Origin of the sequence: Rouxiella badensis, assembly GCF_026967515.2 — a bacterium.
Lineage (GTDB): Bacteria > Pseudomonadota > Gammaproteobacteria > Enterobacterales > Enterobacteriaceae > Rouxiella > Rouxiella badensis.
The window spans coordinates 3,167,448-3,183,282 of sequence record NZ_CP114062.1; the positions used below are offsets into that span (position 1 = coordinate 3,167,448).

A 15,835-nucleotide genomic window follows, 5' to 3' on the forward strand; every position below is an offset into this window, starting at 1 on the left:
ATTCATTAAGGGGTGAATGGAACGCTTTTTAGAACGCGGTCGGAAATTATTTGGTTTCCGGCTGGAAACGGAAAGCATTAGGCGGTAAACCTACCTGCAGAATGACTGGCTGATAGGCCGCTTTATCTGAAACCTTAGAAGCCAGATAACGTGCAGCAGCAAATCCAATTGCCCCTCCCGCCACGGCACCCATCAACGCATAAACATCAGCCTTGAATAAGCTTTGAAGTACACCGCCGCCGAAGATGACGCCAAACAGAGGCAGCATGTAGACGATGAGCGCGGAACGCAGCAGGCTGCCTTCCATAATGCCCAATTCAACCTTCTGACCTGGCTCCAGTGGCTCGGCGCTGCTGACCTGCAAATTGTGCTCGGTCTGTGGACCCAACTCGTTAAGCACGCGAGAACCACAACCTGAACGCGAATGACAGCTGCTGCAACCGGCCTGCGTTTCACAACGCAGTTCTGCAACACCATTTTGCCACGAGATTACGGTGGCCCATTCTTTCATCATCGGAGTACCCTGCCCTTACGCTAAAATGCAGACCCATTATTGCCCTGTGAAGACAATACTATCAGAAATACGTTTGGCTGTGGAAGGTGGTAACTCGCCGACTATGGTTATCTCATTGCCGTTACGCACGTCGGTTTGCACCGTTCTTCTGCCCTGACGCACTATCTGATCGGAAGTGACGCTGCTCGACGGATTCACGTTAATCGAGAAGCTGAACAGCCCGTCGCTATAAAGCCTTGATTCAATGGTAACCGGCATGTTTGGCAGGTTTCGTTTACTACGAGAAACTTCCTTCATGCCTTCAGGCAACCATTTCGGGCTCCAGCTAAACTGCGTCTTGCTTGAGTCTGGAATGCTCAGCACCGGGGGCAAATTAGCTTTATCAATACCGTTAAATGCTTCCGCCACATCAGGGTCGACGGTCAAGGAAATTACACGAAACTGCTCAAGCGTTTCGCCATCTTTGTCGAGCAAGTCGACGCGCAGCGGAAGCTTGTCTTTTTCGTCAATCCAGACGATATAGCTGAATCGGGTTCCATCACGTGACACCACGCGGATCACTTCACTTGAGCGATCGGCGGCGCGCGCCCTACCTACGGCAATAAAGTCGTAGAATTTGGAAAGATTGGCGATATCACTGAAGGCAAGTTCGGGGAGCGAGTCAACGATGTGATCGCCTGCCAAAGTGAAGGGCTGTAGTCCGGTCTCAAAATAGCTGATGTCGTTCCCGCGTTGCACAACTTCGCGACGCGGTCCGTCCATCAGCAGGAGATCGCCGAGCTGGGTGCCTTTCGTCTTCGCATGACGATAACGATATGAATCTATGCCCTGTTTCGTGATGTTGATAAAGGCAACTTCATAGTTCAATGATTGACTGGCAGCGCTCATTTGTTGCAATAACGCCTCGGGAGCGGGTGGATTCTCGGCCGAGGCGGTATTGATGGTGAGCATGCTGCACGTCAGTAGGGAAACACCGTACCAAATTTGCTTCATTACTGCGTTTGCGTTCCTAAAGACTGATTACCTGGGACCTGAATAGCTGCCTGTTGCGGAGTAACAGAGTCCAGCTGAAGCTGATCAGAATGCAATCTGCGCTGCAACTCGTAGTCCTGCAAAATAGCATTAATACGCTTGCGCTGTTCCTGCATATTTTGCGGGCCGCTCGCGACGCTGCCTTCATTTGGCACACCAAAACTAACAGGTGATGCTTTACCCATCATAGGAAGGGTATTGAACGCCGGAGTTTCCGGTGAAGCACCGGTCGCATCCTGCTGGCTGTAATGCTGCACGCCGACAATAACCGCCAGTGAAACACACGCCGCGACCCCGACCTGAGTAAGCTGACTCGCCCACGGGCGAACCTTGTGCCAGAACGGCATCTTTTGCCAGGTGTGTGGCAAGGGTTGTGATTCTTTGGTAGCGCCAGGAACGAGCTTGGCAGGTTCATTTGCCAAAGCAGCTGCCACTCTGTCTGCGATATCCAGATGTACAACAGTTCCAATGTCACCGCGCATAGAGTCACGGATCAAGTGATAACTCTGCCAACTTTCCTGAAGCTTTTTGTCATTTGAAAGCGAACTCAAAAGTTCGGAATCAATTGCTTCACCATCCATCAGAGCCGAAAGCTTTTCTTTCTGCATGCCTAAGTACCCTTTAAGTGTCCGCCATCGCTAACGCTGAATCAGCGGTTGAACTTTATTATCAATAGCTTCTCGAGCACGGAAAATACGCGACCTCACCGTGCCCACCGGGCAATCCATAATGGCGGCTATCTCTTCATAGCTCAAACCATCCAACTCTCTGAGAGTAATTGCCATCCGCAAATCTTCAGGAAGCGCTTCAATAGTCCGAAAAACAATCTGTCTCAACTCTTCAGACAACATCAAGTTCTCTGGGTTCGATATTTCTTTCAGTGCGCCACCATTTTCGAAGTTTTCGGCTTCGTTGGCATCGACATCGCTCGAAGGAGGGCGTCGACCCTGCGCAACTAAGTAATTCTTGGCTGTGTTAACGGCAATTCGGTACAGCCACGTATAAAAGGCGCTATCACCGCGGAACGAATCCAGTGCTCGGTAGGCCTTTATAAAGGATTCCTGAACCACATCAGGCACATCGCCCTGTGGAACGTAGCGGGAAACAAGGCTCGCCACTTTATGCTGGTAGCGTACAACCAGTAAATTGAACGACTTTTGATCACCCTTCTGGACCCGCTCGACCAGAACCTGATCTGCTAACTGCTCGCTCATCCGAGGTAATCTCTCCCCAAAGCTATCTCCACGCTAAAAGTCGTACTGCCAGCTTTCATCATTATTTTCCTGAGCAAGTACTGCTTGGAGTTCAAACTGAATGTTAAGTTCCATAAAACACAAAGTTTTTAAACGGATGTATGTGCTCGTGGCTTTTGCCAGTCCATTTAGGCTAACATGAATTTCCCTCTTCTTCTGCAAACATCATACGTTATGCAACCTTCATCAGACTTTGTTAGTGATGTATTGATTATTGGAAGTGGTGCCGCGGGCCTTTCATTAGCGCTACGCCTCGCAGACCACTGTAAAGTCACCGTTCTTAGCAAAGGGCCACTCAATGAAGGGTCCACTTTCTATGCCCAAGGCGGCATCGCGGCCGTATTCGACGAAACCGACAGCATCGGTTCACACGTCGACGACACGTTAATCGCGGGTGCGGGCCTGTGTGACAAAGAGGCCGTCGAATTTATTGCCAGCAACGCCAAACACTGCGTTCAATGGCTCATCGATCAGGGCGTGCTCTTTGATACAGAAACCGGCAACAGCGCAGAAGAACGCTATCACTTAACAAGAGAAGGCGGCCATAGCCATCGGCGTATTCTCCATACTGCTGATGCTACTGGTAAAGAAGTAGAAACCACGCTGGTAGGGAAAGCAAGGTCCCACCCCAATATTAGCGTAAAAGAACGCTATAACGCGGTGGATCTTATCACCTCGAGCAAACTTGGATTACCCGGCACACAGCGTGTGGTAGGGGCGTATGTCTGGAACCGCGACATCGAGCAGGTCGAAACCCTGCGCGCCAAAGCCGTGGTGCTGGCGACCGGCGGAGCGGCGAAAGTCTACCAATACACCACTAACCCTGACGTCGCCTCCGGTGACGGCATTGCCATGGCCTGGCGTGCGGGCTGTCGCGTCGCTAATCTCGAATTTAATCAGTTTCACCCGACCTGCCTTTATCATCCACAGGCGCGCAATTTCCTGTTGACCGAAGCCCTGCGCGGCGAAGGGGCTTATCTGAAGCGTCCGGACGGCACCCGCTTCATGCCCGACTTCGACTCGCGCGGCGAACTCGCTCCTCGCGACGTGGTAGCACGAGCTATCGACCACGAAATGAAACGCCTCGGCGCAGACTGCATGTATCTCGACATCAGCCATCGCCCGCCGGAATTCATTAAGCATCATTTCCCGATGATCGACGAAAAACTGCTTTCGCTGGGCATTGACCTGACTCGTGATCCTATTCCGATCGTGCCTGCCGCACACTACACCTGCGGCGGCGTGATGGTAGACCAGCACGGCAGAACCGATCTTGACGGCCTCTATGCCATCGGTGAGGTGAGCTATACCGGGCTGCACGGCGCAAACCGTCTGGCATCCAATTCGTTGCTGGAATGTCTGGTTTACGGCTGGTCGGCCGCCGAAGATATTCTCGAACGACTGCCGCGTATCAAAATGCCGAAGAGTTTACCGGCGTGGGATGAAAGCAAGGTCGATGACTCAGACGAGAAAGTGGTGATTCAGCACAACTGGCATGAGCTACGGCTGTTTATGTGGGACTATGTAGGCATTGTGCGCACCACCAAACGTCTGGAGCGCGCGCTGCGACGCATTAATATGCTACAGCATGAAATCGACGAGTATTACGCCAATTTCCGCATCTCGAACAACTTGCTCGAACTACGCAATCTGGTGCAGGTCGCCGAGCTCATTGTGCGCAGCGCGATGGCGAGAAAGGAAAGCCGAGGTTTACACTTTACGCTCGACTATCCCGATCTGCTTGACGATCCTCAACCCACTATTTTGCAGCCCTGATTTCAGAGAATACTCAGTAATTTAAGTAGAAATCAGTAATCAGACGTCTGAACTCCGTGCTGTAGACGTTAAGCTGCTCACGAAGTGCCAACTCGCGGTAGTCGGGTTCTCCCGGCTGTTTTGTCAACGCCAGCAGCATGCGGTTCAACGGTTTTCCAGGCCGATCACGAATGTCCATCCGCGCACGAGTATGCCAGCCTTGCGCCGCCGCAGCCTGTTCGAACGTCAGCCCAATCTCATAGGGCAAGACTACGCAAAAGGTGCCGTGAGGCGTTAACAGCCTGCTGGCGCAGCCTAACAGCGCCTCATGGGTCAGCGTTTCGGTATAGCGCGCGGCATTACGGGCTTCGTCACGGCAGGCAACCGCGGACTCAAAGTACGGCGGATTACTGACAACTAGGTCATAGCCCTGCGCCGCGTTTTGGGCGAAATGGTTCACATCCTCAGCAAAGACGTGAAGCCGGCCAGACCAGCGCGACTCGGCAAAGTTTTCTTTTGCCTGCTCCGCAGCGGCAGTTTCCAGCTCAACGGCATCGACGCGAACCTCATTCTGCGTTCTCTGGGCCAGCATCAGCGCGACAAGGCCGGTGCCGGTACCGATATCCAGAATACGCCTGGCACCCTCGACCGGTGACCAGGCGCCGAGCAATACGCCGTCGGTGCCTACCTTCATTGCGCACCTGTCGTGGGCGACGAAAAATTGTTTAAAGGTAAATCCGTTACCTCGAAGAGGCTTGCTGGCGCGGGCTTCAGTCACTACGCTTTCCTGTTGTTTTCACCGAAATATAAGGTGTTCATGGCATAATGCGCTAAGCATAAGACAAAGCCATTATGAGTAAAAGCGCCCCTTTACGCTTAAATAGGTGAAGTACGCGGCTAACACGTCTATAATCGGCGCCCCAAGTAGAGGTAGACCATGACTGTAACGAATTTTTCCGAACTCGAACTCGATGAACGCCTGATCGAAGCGCTGAGCGACAAAGGCTATAGCCGCCCTACTGCTATTCAGGCAGAGGCCATTCCGCCGGCGATGGACGGACGCGACGTGTTGGGTTCGGCGCCTACCGGCACCGGCAAGACCGCAGCATTCCTGCTGCCTGCTCTGCAACACTTGCTGGACTTTCCGCGTAAAAAGTCTGGTCCACCACGTGTTCTTATCCTGACGCCAACCCGTGAGCTGGCGATGCAGGTTGCTGACCAGGCTCGTGAACTGGCCGCACATACTGAATTAGATATCGCGACCATTACCGGTGGCGTAGCCTACATGAACCACGCTGAAGTCTTCAGCGAGAATCAGGACATCGTCGTCGCCACCACCGGCCGTTTACTTCAGTATATAAAAGAAGAAAACTTCGACTGCCGCGCGATCGAAACCTTAATTCTCGACGAAGCCGACCGTATGCTCGACATGGGCTTTGCTCAAGACATCGAGACCATTTCGGCCGAGGCCCGCTGGCGTAAGCAGACGTTGCTGTTCTCGGCAACGCTTGAAGGTGAAGCGATTCGTGAATTCGCCGAGCGTATCCTGACCGAACCGGTCGAGATCGAGGCCGATCCTTCACGCCGTGAGCGCAAAAAGATCCTGCAGTGGTACTACCGCGCAGACGACCTGAAGCACAAGACTGCGCTGCTTTGCCACCTGCTGAAACAGGAAGACGTGACCAAATCAGTGGTCTTCGTGCGTAAACGTGAGCGCGTGCACGAACTGGTTGGCTGGCTGCGTGAGGCGGGCATCAATTCCTGCTATCTCGAAGGTGAAATGGTGCAGGTTAAGCGTACCGAAGCCGTTAAACGTATGGTCGAAGACCGCGTTAACGTGCTGGTCGCCACCGACATCGCGGCACGTGGTCTGGACATCAATGACATTAGTCACGTGTTCAACTTCGATATCCCGCTGACTGCCGACACTTATCTGCACCGCATTGGCCGTACTGGCCGCGCGGGACGTAAAGGCACGGCTATCTCATTGGTCGAGGCACATGACCATCTGCTGCTCGGTAAAATTGAGCGCTATCTGGATCAGCCTCTGAAGTCACGCGTGATTGATGAGTTAAGGCCGCAAACCAAGGCGCCAAGCGCCAAGACGACCGGTAAACCGTCGAAAAAAGTGCTGGCCAAGCGTAAAGAGAAGCAGAAGCAAGAAGCCGAGAAGTCAAAAGTGAAGGTGAAAGTACGCCATCGCGATGCGAAAAACGTGGGTAAACGCCGCAAGGCGAAAACAGAAGAAAGTTAACTTTTGTTTTAATCCTGCTAAAAGCCCCGTTAATGACGGGGCTTTTTGTTTTTACAGGCTCTGAGTGAAAGTACGAGTGATCACGTCCTGCTGCTGTTCCGGCGTCAACGAGTTAAAACGCACGGCGTACCCCGAGACACGGATAGTCAACTGAGGATACTTCTCAGGATGTTTTATCGCATCTTCGAGCGTCTCACGACGCATGACGTTAACGTTAAGATGCTGCCCCCCTTCTACGCGAACCGTTGGCTGAATCTCTAGCGGTATTTCACGATATTCGAATTTACCCAATTCGCTAACCGGCACAGTTTGCCCTTCATGATAGCCTGATTTTGCACAAATACAGCGTGCCTCAAACTTTTCGTCATCCAGCAGCCAAAAAGAGTTTTTAAGCGCGTCGTTATTGGCCTGAGTGATTTGGATCCCGATGATCATAGTTTCTCTCCATTCTTAAAATTGAAACGAGCAAGCGATCGTCGTCTGATGAGGGCGGCAATCCTTCCTAAGCATGCTTCTGGTATATCAGTTGGCAGAGAAAGCCGTGTTGATAAAAATCAATTAGGACGCAGAGAGAGTATCTCTGGCGAGCCTGAGCAGGTAAGCTACGCAGATTAAAATTTCGTATAAATGGAGAGCGCTTATGGCAGTCCCGCTCACCTGGCACGACGTGATTGGCCAGGAAAAACAGCAGAGTTATTTTTTGGATACCCTGAAATTTGTCGCGACAGAACGTGCATCAGGGAAGACTATTTATCCGCCTCAGGAAGAGGTATTTAACGCCTTTCGCTCGACCGAGTTCTCACAGGTCAAGGTGGTTATTCTTGGGCAAGACCCTTACCACGGCCCAAATCAGGCCCATGGACTGTCCTTTTCCGTGAAACCTGGCATCCCAGCGCCTCCTTCCCTGGTCAATATTTATAAGGAGCTGGCGACAGACATCCCGGGATTTGAGCGCCCTCATCACGGGTATCTGCAAAGCTGGGCCGATCAGGGCGTGCTGCTACTTAACACCGTGCTCACGGTCGAGGCCGGGCAGGCGCACTCTCATGCCAAATTGGGCTGGGAAACCTTTACCGACAAGGTGATAAGCGTGCTAAATACGCATCGTGAAGGCGTGGTCTTCCTGCTCTGGGGATCGCATGCGCAGAAGAAAGGCAGCATTATCGACCCGGTACGACATCGCGTATTAAAGGCCCCACATCCGTCGCCGCTCTCGGCCCACCGCGGTTTTCTGGGCTGTAAGCATTTCTCGATGGCCAATCAGCTGCTTGAACAGCAGGGACTGCCGCCGATTGACTGGATGCCAAAACTGCCGGCATAAGCGATGACTCTATGTCGCAGACACAAAATAAAAAGGCACCCCGTGGGTGCCTTTGACGTTCTGGAACAGGGTCGAATCAGGCTTTAGCCTTGGAAACGGCAACCATTGCAGGACGAAGCAAACGGCCATTCAGGGTGTAACCCTTTTGCATCACCATGATAACGTGGTTCGGCTCGAGCTCTTCAGATTCCATCAGAGTCATTGCCTGATGCAATTCCGGGTTGAACGGGACATGGACGTCGTTAACGACTTCCAGACCGAATTTGCTCACTGCACCCAACAGAGATTTAAGGGTCAGCTCAACGCCTTCGATAGTTGAGGTGAGTTCTGCATTCGACTTGTCGGCCAAGTCCAGCGCGCGCTCCAGGTTATCGATAACCGGCAGCAGTTCGCCAGAAAACTTCTCAAGGGCAAATTTATGCGCTTTTTCGATGTCCAGCTCGGTACGACGACGAATGTTTTCCACTTCAGCTTTCGCACGCAGCAGGCTTTCGCGCTCGCGTTGCTGAGTTTCTTTCAGCTGGGCTTCCAGCTCGGCGATACGTGCATCACGCGGATCAACGACGTCAGCCGCCTGAGTTTCCACTTCCGCGTGCAGCTCTTGTTCCTGATTCAGTTCATCCGAGGCTTGCTCGTTAGGCGTCTTATGTTCTTTACTACTCATGAATATCTCCGCGTTTTAGCTTTAATCTTGCTAGTTGGCTTATTATGGGGATCAAAACTAGGGTTTCAAGGCCTGATATCTGATTTACAGGCCATACTCCAGGTGACACACATGCGGTTTCGAGGATAACCAAAGCAATGAACAAAAAATTTGAGTGTATTGGGATAGTTGGTCATCCCCGCCATCCTTCCGCTCTGGCTACCCATGAAATGCTTTATCACTGGTTGATCTCGAAAGGTCACCAGGTCATCGTCGAGCGTCAGGTGGCTCAAGATTTATCCTTGAAAGACGCGCAGACCGGGACGCTGGCCGAAATCGGCAAGCTTGCCTCTCTGGCCGTCGTGGTAGGCGGTGACGGCAACATGCTTGGTGCCGCACGCGTTCTCGCGCGTTACGATATCAAGGTGATCGGCATCAACCGTGGCAATCTGGGGTTCCTCACCGACCTCGATCCCGATAATGCCCTACAGCAACTCGACGACGTGCTGAAAGGCGAATATATCAGCGAACAGCGCTTCCTGCTCGAGGCAATCGTGCGCCGTGGCGACGAGCAGAGCCGGGTAAGCACCGCGATTAACGAGGTAGTGCTTCATCCGGGCAAGGTCGCGCATATGATTGAATTCGAAGTTTATATCGATGACAGCTTCGCCTTTTCCCAGCGTTCGGACGGGCTGATTATTTCAACGCCAACCGGCTCGACGGCCTATTCGCTCTCAGGCGGTGGCCCTATTCTGACGCCGACGCTGGACGCGATTGCGCTGGTGCCGATGTTCCCACATACCCTCTCGGCCCGACCGCTGGTTATCAACAGCAGCAGCACTATTTGCCTGAAGTTTTCGCATATGAGTATTGACCTGGAGATAAGCTGTGACAGTCAGATTGCCCTGCCAATTCAACAGGGTGAAGAGGTCATTATCAGACGAAGTGATTATTATCTGAATCTGATTCATCCTAAAGACTACAGTTATTTCAATACATTAAGCACGAAACTAGGCTGGTCAAAAAAATTATTCTGATTTTTTCATGAAATCAGAGACTCAGGGCTTTACTGTATATAAAACCAGTTTATACTGTACGAAATTACAGGTCTGTTGTTATATACAGGAAGGTGATCATGCTAGCGCAACTTACTATCAATAACTTTGCCATTGTTCGCGAGTTAGAAATTGATTTTCATGCGGGTATGACGGCAATAACCGGTGAAACCGGTGCAGGTAAATCTATCGCCATCGACGCTTTGGGCCTCTGTTTGGGCAGCAGAGCCGATGGCAATGCTGTTCGTCTCGGCACTCAACGGGCCGACGTCTGTGCTCGTTTTACGCTGGCAGATACCCCTTCCGCTAAACAATGGCTCATTGATAATCAGCTTGATGAAGGCCAGGACTGTATTCTACGCAGAACCATCAGCGCCGACGGCCGCTCTCGCGGTTTTATCAATGGCACGCCGGTTCCTCTGTCGCAAATGAGAGAAATCGGCCACCATCTCATTCAAATACACGGGCAACACGCCCACCAGATGCTGGTTAAGCCTGAGCACCAAAAACACCTGCTCGACGCTTACGCGGCGCAATCTTTTCTGCTTTCTCAGATGAAAACGGCCTATCAGAACTGGCATCACAGCTGCCGTATGCTGGCGCAGTTCCAACAGCAGGTTAATGAACGCGAGTCACGTCGTCAGCTTCTGCAGTATCAGCTGAAAGAACTTAACGAATTTGCCCCGCAGCAGGGCGAATATGAACAAATCGACGAAGAGTATAAACTGCTCGCAAACAGCGGCCAGCTTCTGTCATTAAGCCAGAGTGCCCTTTATCTGTTGAGCGACAGTGAAGATCAAAATATCAGCAGCCTGCTGTATACGGTTAAAAACAAGCTGACCGAACTCGCTGAACTCGATGAAAAAATGAATGACCTGATCGTCATGCTTGATGATGCTTCTATCCAGATAAGTGAAGCCAGTGACGAGCTCCGTCACTACAGCGAAAGGCTAGAGATGGACCCAAACCGTATGTTCGAACTGGAACAGCGTCTCTCTCGCCAAATGGCACTTGCACGCAAGCATCACGTAACGGCAGAAGAGCTTCCTGAGTTACATCGTCAGCTGCTCGAAGAACAAAGTGCGCTCGACGCGCAGGAAACCAATCAGGCCGAGTTAAGCGATGCCGTGCATCTTCACCACCAGCAAGCGCTGGATATTGCGCATGCGCTGCACCAGCAACGCCAGCACTTTGCCGATGAGCTCACTCAGCTTATTACACAGAGTATGCAAACCCTCTCAATGCCTCACGGTAAGTTTAATATTCAGGTACAGTTTATTCCTGAGAACCTGAGCATTGAAGGCGCAGACCGTATCGAGTTCCAGGTCACCACTAACCCCGGTCAACCCCTTCAGGCGCTGGCGAAAGTGGCCTCTGGCGGTGAGCTTTCCCGTATCGCTCTGGCGATTCAGGTTATCACAGCACAGAAAATGGAAACCCCAGCGCTTATTTTTGATGAAGTCGATGTCGGTATCAGTGGCCCAACCGCTGCGATTGTCGGTAAACTACTGCGCCAGTTAGGAGAGTCCACGCAGGTTATGTGCGTGACTCACTTGCCTCAGGTTGCAGGTTGCGGACATCAGCACTATTTTGTCAGCAAAGAAACTGACGGTGAAGTGACTGAAACCCAGATGAATCGGTTAGATAAAAAAGCACGTTTGCAGGAGTTGGCCCGTCTGTTGGGGGGGAGCGAGGTGACAAGAAACACCCTTGCCAATGCAAAAGAGTTGTTAGCAGCGTAATAAAGCTCAACTTTTTTACATTTCAGCGGTCATATTGGTGCCCTGCAAAGGTTTCAAACTGATGAAAGGTCTATTATCATCGGCATCTTATGCCCTAAAGGAATGTTAAGACTATGCGCTGTAAAACGCTAACTGCCGTCGCTGGAGCACTATTAATGCTGACCGCCGGTTGTTCAACTTTGGAAAAGGTTGTTTATCGTCCTGATATTAATCAGGGGAACTACCTGGCTCCTGCTGATGTTCAGAAAATTCATACCGGGATGACCAAGCAGCAGGTTGCTTACATCCTTGGAACACCGATGATGGATGATCCATTCGGTAACAACACCTGGTTCTACGTATTCCGTCAGTGGCCAAGCCACGAAGACGTACAGCAGCAGACGCTGACTTTGACCTTTAATGAGTCAGATGTGTTAACTAACATTAACAATAAGCCAAAGCTGGACGACCAGAAATCCTGATGTTCCAGCTTTGATGCCACGTTGGTGTCAAACAGTGAAGCTCTTTCAGGGTAAAAAATAAGGCGCCTAAGGCGCCTTATTTATTTGAGCGTTCTGCGCGTATTCTGCGTAGCTCTTTGGGGTCTGCAATCAGCGGCCGATAGATTTCAACCCGATCGCCATCGTTCACCACATCGCTCAATTTCACCGGGCGGCTATAAATTCCGACTTTATTGTTCTTGAGATCAATCTCGCGACGCTGCTCGAGCAGTCCTGAGGCGATTATTGCCTGCTCGACGCTACTTCCTTCGGCAATTCGCACCGTTTTTAGATACTGGCGCTCAGGTAAGGCATAAACAACCTCAACGGAAACGTCAGACACTGTAAACCTCTTTTGCACGCTGAGTGAAAGCCTGAACCATACTGCCCGCCAGCTCTTTGAAAATTTTGCCAAAAGCCAGTTCGATCAGCTTATTGGTAAACTCAAAATCTAGATTCAGCTCAACTTTACAGGCTTCAGGGCTGAGCGGCGTGAAATGCCATCCTCCCATCAGTTTGCGGAACGGACCGTCGACGAGCTGCATATCAATACTTTGATTGCTGGTTAACGTGTTTTTAGTGGTAAAAGTTTTACTGATACCGGCTTTTGCGACGTCAACCGCAGCAGTCATCGTGTTATCAGTTTTATCCAATACGCGGCTTCCCGTGCATCCGGGAAGAAATTGCGGATAGGCATCCACGTCGTTTACCAGGTTGTACATCTGTTCCACGCTAAACGGCACTAGCGCAGAACGGCTAATTTGAGGCATATCATTTTCCAAGTGTCATAAAACATACAGATCATATCATTTATCGCTCTTCGGGCAAAAAACTCGAGGCAGATAAAGCACAAGCTGTGAAAAAGCAGCCTCCGCAAACCCGCAGGGGATTTCATTCGGCAAGGCTTACAGTATAATAAGTGTCACTATGACAAAGAAAAAAGCACATAAACCCGGTTCCGCAACCATTGCAATGAACAAACGCGCTCGCCATGAATATTTCATCGAAGATGAAATTGAGGCAGGTATTTCTTTGCAAGGATGGGAAGTAAAATCACTGCGCGCTGGCAAAGCCAACATTGCTGATAGTTATGTGACCTTCAGAGACGGGGAAGCCTTCCTGTTTGGTGCGACCATTACACCACTGACCGTTGCTTCAAGTCACGTTGTTTGCGAGCCAATGCGTACCCGTAAACTCTTAATGAACAGGCGCGAGCTCGACAAGCTGTTCGGTAAGGTAAACCGCGATGGCTATACGGTAGTTGCTCTCTCAATGTATTGGAAAAATGCCTGGACCAAGGTCAAAATCGGCCTCGCGAAAGGTAAACAAGATCACGACAAGCGCGACACGGCTAAAAATCGCGAGTGGGCAGTTGATAAAGCACGTATTATGAAAAGCGCCAAACGTTAAGTCTCTGGCTTATCGGGGTAAAGTTCTGATATACTGCTGACAGTTCTTTGGGGCTGATTCTGGATTCGACGGGATTTGCGAAACCCAAGGTGCATGCCGAGGTGCGGAGGCCTCGTAAAAAACCGCAAAAAAAATAATTGCAAACGACTCGCAATTCGAATCTGCTGCTTTAGCAGCTTAATCAGTCTAATACACTGAAGGTTCCCTTTCTCCCTAGCCTCCGCTCTTAGGACGGGGATCAAGAAAGGTCAAACCCAAAAGAGCTCGCGTGGACATCCTGCCTGGGGTGAAAGCGTTAAAACCAATCAGGCTAGTTTGTTAGTGGCGTGTCCGTCCGCAGTTAACAGGCGAATGTAATGACAGGACTAAGCATGTAGTGCCAACGGCGTAGTAATTTCGGACGGGGGTTCAAATCCCCCCAGCTCCACCAAATAAGTTTTCGGCTATTACCAGATAAGGCCTTAAACGCAGAGAAAGCCCGCATCCCAAAAGGTTGCGGGCTTTTTCGTCTCTGGAATAATTCACTATTGTAGTCGTGTAAACAACGTCTATTGGTCGCCTACCTAACAGCGTATTCTTATCGGCTCAGAAAATTATTTATAGATCTCTGCTGAGCCTGATAAGTTATTTTCACCAACGGAAGTGATGATTCGGTATGAACGTGCGCCGTCTTGAGTTGCTTTAGCCGCTAATTTTGCGTTTAGCGCATCCACGTTACCACTGTCTACCGACGTACTAATCGTACCAGCGCTGTATTCACCCGCTGGAGCGGAGTTCACTTCGGTAGCGGCAAAGGTTGCAAACGAAGCGGTAGTCAGTGCAATAACGGAAAATACTTTAGTCAGGGTTTTCATAGTAGTTCCTTCAAATCTGGTTAATTTGTTATCACTAGTCCAGGCGTGGATTAGTTATCATTCGTTAATTAAATATTATACCCATCTGGAACTCGTGCAATTAAATTATGTAACGACCGTTAACTAAATGTACTGATCTTTGTCGGGAAGAGAGAGCGTAACCTGTGGGTCGAAAATAAATCCGCCACATTCAAGGTGTACACGAAAGGATGCGGGTTCAAAAAAGCATCAATATATAAGTTAGTTAGCTCTGTAAAAAAGAAATGACGATTCTCGTCCGTCGCGAACATCAATCGGTACTCAACTCGTCTATCTATTGTTTATTGGTATAATTTTTAGGCCCAGGCTGAGAGCTAGTCTGAAAACAAAGGCATTTATGGAAGGGTTTCTTGATACAGGGAATACACATCCGCTTACTTCTCTCGCGATAAGGTGTGACAGATGTGCAAGGAAGAGAAGACGGGCCATACTTCGATTAAACCCTCTCATCGAGTCGTGATGGCTCTGCGGGTAAAGCAACACCGTCAAAACTTATCATCACCACTAATACTTAAATTCAAACAGCTCTCGATGTCTCGAAAGGTAAGGCAGATTTTCTGGCTTTAAAGCAGAAATTTGTGAGTGCTTCGAGATACCTAGCTTATTGAGAACCTCATCGGTGATCGAGGTGCCTAGTAAAAGTTTTCCCTCATCGGTAAAACTAATTAGCCCCTTATCGAACAACTTATCCAGGTTAGGCGATAGCAGCAAACCGTTGTAAGGATCTATGCGTTCAAAGGATTCACATAGCGACCAAGGAACGATATGAGAGGCAACGAGGAGTTCTTCAAAAGCGAGTTCGGTTACAGAGCACTTGCCATTCCAAAGTTCGATGAGTTTCTTTCTATAAGGCCCCTGCCCAATTCTAGCCTTTATGATAGCTTCGCGGACAGTATCTATTTTGCTGCCTATTTTAGGCTCGGGACGAGGTTTGGGATCAAAATCATCGGCGATGTAATTAGTATCTTGAATATGACTCAAAATCAGTGCACCAGCACCTTTCGGCAGTGATGACATATAAAAGACCGAACAAATACCCTTAACGGTAAACACCTTTGGTGAGCACTCAGAGTTATACTTCTCAATAAAGAAATCGCAAAACTCACTGTCTCTAACCGGCTCAGGGATTTTTGTAATCTCAATGTCCACCTTCCAACCATTTTCATTCCACTGGTCAAAAGTTTTACCTTCAGGCCTAGGCGATGGATGGACGTCTTTTGTCGCTTTCGCTATGCAAACAATTTTGCTATCAAGATGACCAAAAATGATATCGCCCTTCTTGACCTTTGCGACTGAAGACCAGCCCTGATTAACAATCTTTGAACCATTTTTGTTGAAGGTAAATTGTGGTGCCCAGAGAAATTTGTTTTTAAAAACCTCTTTATGGCTCGTTCCTAAGTTAACCCAAAAAAAATTCATCCTGAGACTCTCTGTTATCAGTGAAAGACCTAACTTCTGGTTTTACTTAACTTTGTTAGTAAAAC

The 15,835-nt window shown here is 50.0% G+C and carries 18 protein-coding genes and 1 other RNA gene; 8 read left to right on the forward strand and 11 right to left on the reverse strand.

The window, feature by feature from the left end; genetic code table 11:
- Positions 1 to 46 precede the first annotated feature (46 nt).
- From rseC to rpoE, 4 genes are read right to left on the reverse strand one after another with little or no spacing between them, the layout of a single operon-like run.
- Positions 47 to 514: a SoxR-reducing system protein RseC gene (gene rseC / locus O1V65_RS14685; protein ID WP_192503382.1), complete on the reverse strand. Its 468-nt coding sequence runs from the start codon at positions 512 to 514 to the stop codon at positions 47 to 49.
- 36 nt (positions 515 to 550) lie between these two features.
- Positions 551 to 1,507: a sigma-E factor regulatory protein RseB gene (gene rseB / locus O1V65_RS14690; protein ID WP_017489893.1), complete on the reverse strand. Its 957-nt coding sequence runs from the start codon at positions 1,505 to 1,507 to the stop codon at positions 551 to 553.
- Entirely contained in the window at positions 1,507 to 2,154 is a 648-nt protein-coding gene (rseA, locus tag O1V65_RS14695) for an anti-sigma-E factor RseA (RefSeq protein ID WP_017489894.1), read from the reverse strand. Before rseA ends, rseB begins: the two co-directional genes overlap by 1 nt.
- Positions 2,155 to 2,184: 30 nt before the next feature.
- Positions 2,185 to 2,760: an RNA polymerase sigma factor RpoE gene (gene rpoE / locus O1V65_RS14700; RefSeq protein ID WP_009636997.1), complete on the reverse strand. Its 576-nt coding sequence runs from the start codon at positions 2,758 to 2,760 to the stop codon at positions 2,185 to 2,187.
- 213 nt (positions 2,761 to 2,973) lie between these two features.
- On the opposite strand from rpoE, the gene nadB reads away from it, so the two are divergent.
- The gene (gene nadB, locus O1V65_RS14705; protein ID WP_192503381.1) at positions 2,974 to 4,575 is read left to right on the forward strand and encodes an L-aspartate oxidase; all 1,602 of its coding nucleotides are present in this window, start codon (positions 2,974 to 2,976) and stop codon (positions 4,573 to 4,575) included.
- A gap of 13 nt (positions 4,576 to 4,588) precedes the next feature.
- Here nadB and trmN read toward each other — a convergent pair whose 3' ends face one another.
- Entirely contained in the window at positions 4,589 to 5,332 is a 744-nt protein-coding gene (gene trmN / locus O1V65_RS14710; RefSeq protein WP_269129834.1) for a tRNA(1)(Val) (adenine(37)-N(6))-methyltransferase TrmN, read from the reverse strand.
- Positions 5,333 to 5,491: 159 nt separating this feature from the next.
- On the opposite strand from trmN, the gene srmB reads away from it, so the two are divergent.
- Complete coding sequence (gene srmB / locus O1V65_RS14715) at positions 5,492 to 6,808, forward strand: ATP-dependent RNA helicase SrmB (RefSeq protein ID WP_017489897.1); 1,317 nt, start codon at positions 5,492 to 5,494, stop codon at positions 6,806 to 6,808.
- 51 nt (positions 6,809 to 6,859) lie between these two features.
- On the opposite strand, the gene grcA is transcribed toward srmB, so the two are convergent.
- Positions 6,860 to 7,243, reverse strand: coding sequence for an autonomous glycyl radical cofactor GrcA (gene grcA, locus O1V65_RS14720; protein ID WP_269129835.1), 384 nt, complete (start codon positions 7,241 to 7,243; stop codon positions 6,860 to 6,862).
- A gap of 205 nt (positions 7,244 to 7,448) precedes the next feature.
- On the opposite strand from grcA, the gene ung reads away from it, so the two are divergent.
- Complete coding sequence (gene ung, locus O1V65_RS14725; protein ID WP_017489899.1) at positions 7,449 to 8,129, forward strand: uracil-DNA glycosylase; 681 nt, start codon at positions 7,449 to 7,451, stop codon at positions 8,127 to 8,129.
- 76 nt (positions 8,130 to 8,205) lie between these two features.
- Here the strand turns inward: ung and grpE are convergent, their stop codons facing one another.
- Positions 8,206 to 8,793 carry a nucleotide exchange factor GrpE gene (gene grpE / locus O1V65_RS14730; protein ID WP_017489900.1) on the reverse strand — a complete coding sequence of 196 codons (588 nt, stop codon included), beginning with the start codon at positions 8,791 to 8,793 and terminating at the stop codon, positions 8,206 to 8,208.
- 137 nt (positions 8,794 to 8,930) lie between these two features.
- On the opposite strand from grpE, the gene nadK reads away from it, so the two are divergent.
- From nadK to bamE, 3 genes are all read left to right on the forward strand, one after another.
- Positions 8,931 to 9,809 carry an NAD(+) kinase gene (nadK, locus tag O1V65_RS14735; protein ID WP_017489901.1) on the forward strand — a complete coding sequence of 293 codons (879 nt, stop codon included), beginning with the start codon at positions 8,931 to 8,933 and terminating at the stop codon, positions 9,807 to 9,809.
- Between the two features lie 98 nt (positions 9,810 to 9,907).
- A complete protein-coding gene (recN, locus tag O1V65_RS14740; protein WP_017489902.1) occupies positions 9,908 to 11,569 on the forward strand; it encodes a DNA repair protein RecN in 1,662 nt (553 codons plus the stop codon).
- Positions 11,570 to 11,682: 113 nt separating this feature from the next.
- A complete protein-coding gene (bamE, locus tag O1V65_RS14745) occupies positions 11,683 to 12,030 on the forward strand; it encodes an outer membrane protein assembly factor BamE (protein WP_026110257.1) in 348 nt (115 codons plus the stop codon).
- Between the two features lie 76 nt (positions 12,031 to 12,106).
- Here bamE and O1V65_RS14750 read toward each other — a convergent pair whose 3' ends face one another.
- Positions 12,107 to 12,391 (reverse strand): RnfH family protein, encoded by a 285-nt coding sequence (locus tag O1V65_RS14750; RefSeq protein WP_017489904.1) that lies wholly within the window; start codon positions 12,389 to 12,391, stop codon positions 12,107 to 12,109.
- Positions 12,384 to 12,818 (reverse strand): type II toxin-antitoxin system RatA family toxin, encoded by a 435-nt coding sequence (locus tag O1V65_RS14755; protein ID WP_017489905.1) that lies wholly within the window; start codon positions 12,816 to 12,818, stop codon positions 12,384 to 12,386. Before O1V65_RS14755 ends, O1V65_RS14750 begins: the two co-directional genes overlap by 8 nt.
- A gap of 157 nt (positions 12,819 to 12,975) precedes the next feature.
- Between O1V65_RS14755 and smpB the strand changes: the two genes are divergently transcribed.
- Together smpB and ssrA are read left to right on the forward strand one after the other, a co-directional pair.
- Positions 12,976 to 13,458 carry an SsrA-binding protein SmpB gene (gene smpB, locus O1V65_RS14760; protein WP_017489906.1) on the forward strand — a complete coding sequence of 161 codons (483 nt, stop codon included), beginning with the start codon at positions 12,976 to 12,978 and terminating at the stop codon, positions 13,456 to 13,458.
- Positions 13,459 to 13,507: 49 nt separating this feature from the next.
- Positions 13,508 to 13,888, forward strand: a transfer-messenger RNA (tmRNA) gene (gene ssrA, locus O1V65_RS14765).
- Positions 13,889 to 14,051: 163 nt separating this feature from the next.
- Here the strand turns inward: ssrA and bhsA are convergent.
- Positions 14,052 to 14,312 (reverse strand): multiple stress resistance protein BhsA, encoded by a 261-nt coding sequence (gene bhsA / locus O1V65_RS14770; RefSeq protein WP_084912873.1) that lies wholly within the window; start codon positions 14,310 to 14,312, stop codon positions 14,052 to 14,054.
- A 543-nt stretch (positions 14,313 to 14,855) separates the two neighbouring features.
- The gene (locus O1V65_RS14775; RefSeq protein ID WP_192503378.1) at positions 14,856 to 15,770 is read right to left on the reverse strand and encodes an HNH endonuclease; all 915 of its coding nucleotides are present in this window, start codon (positions 15,768 to 15,770) and stop codon (positions 14,856 to 14,858) included.
- Between the last annotated feature and the right edge of the window lie 65 nt (positions 15,771 to 15,835).

Bases quoted from the DNA above. Each gene is read 5' to 3' on its own strand.
- rseC (WP_192503382.1), bottom strand. From the start codon at position 514: ATGATGAAAGAATGGGCCACCGTAATCTCGTGGCAAAATGGTGTTGCA.
- rseB (WP_017489893.1), bottom strand. From the start codon at position 1,507: ATGAAGCAAATTTGGTACGGTGTTTCCCTACTGACGTGCAGCATGCTC.
- rseA (WP_017489894.1), bottom strand. From the start codon at position 2,154: ATGCAGAAAGAAAAGCTTTCGGCTCTGATGGATGGTGAAGCAATTGAT.
- rpoE (WP_009636997.1), bottom strand. From the start codon at position 2,760: ATGAGCGAGCAGTTAGCAGATCAGGTTCTGGTCGAGCGGGTCCAGAAG.
- nadB (WP_192503381.1), top strand. From the start codon at position 2,974: ATGCAACCTTCATCAGACTTTGTTAGTGATGTATTGATTATTGGAAGT.
- srmB (WP_017489897.1), top strand. From the start codon at position 5,492: ATGACTGTAACGAATTTTTCCGAACTCGAACTCGATGAACGCCTGATC.
- grcA (WP_269129835.1), bottom strand. From the start codon at position 7,243: ATGATCATCGGGATCCAAATCACTCAGGCCAATAACGACGCGCTTAAA.
- ung (WP_017489899.1), top strand. From the start codon at position 7,449: ATGGCAGTCCCGCTCACCTGGCACGACGTGATTGGCCAGGAAAAACAG.
- grpE (WP_017489900.1), bottom strand. From the start codon at position 8,793: ATGAGTAGTAAAGAACATAAGACGCCTAACGAGCAAGCCTCGGATGAA.
- nadK (WP_017489901.1), top strand. From the start codon at position 8,931: ATGAACAAAAAATTTGAGTGTATTGGGATAGTTGGTCATCCCCGCCAT.
- recN (WP_017489902.1), top strand. From the start codon at position 9,908: ATGCTAGCGCAACTTACTATCAATAACTTTGCCATTGTTCGCGAGTTA.
- bamE (WP_026110257.1), top strand. From the start codon at position 11,683: ATGCGCTGTAAAACGCTAACTGCCGTCGCTGGAGCACTATTAATGCTG.
- O1V65_RS14755 (WP_017489905.1), bottom strand. From the start codon at position 12,818: ATGCCTCAAATTAGCCGTTCTGCGCTAGTGCCGTTTAGCGTGGAACAG.
- smpB (WP_017489906.1), top strand. From the start codon at position 12,976: ATGACAAAGAAAAAAGCACATAAACCCGGTTCCGCAACCATTGCAATG.
- bhsA (WP_084912873.1), bottom strand. From the start codon at position 14,312: ATGAAAACCCTGACTAAAGTATTTTCCGTTATTGCACTGACTACCGCT.
- O1V65_RS14775 (WP_192503378.1), bottom strand. From the start codon at position 15,770: ATGAATTTTTTTTGGGTTAACTTAGGAACGAGCCATAAAGAGGTTTTT.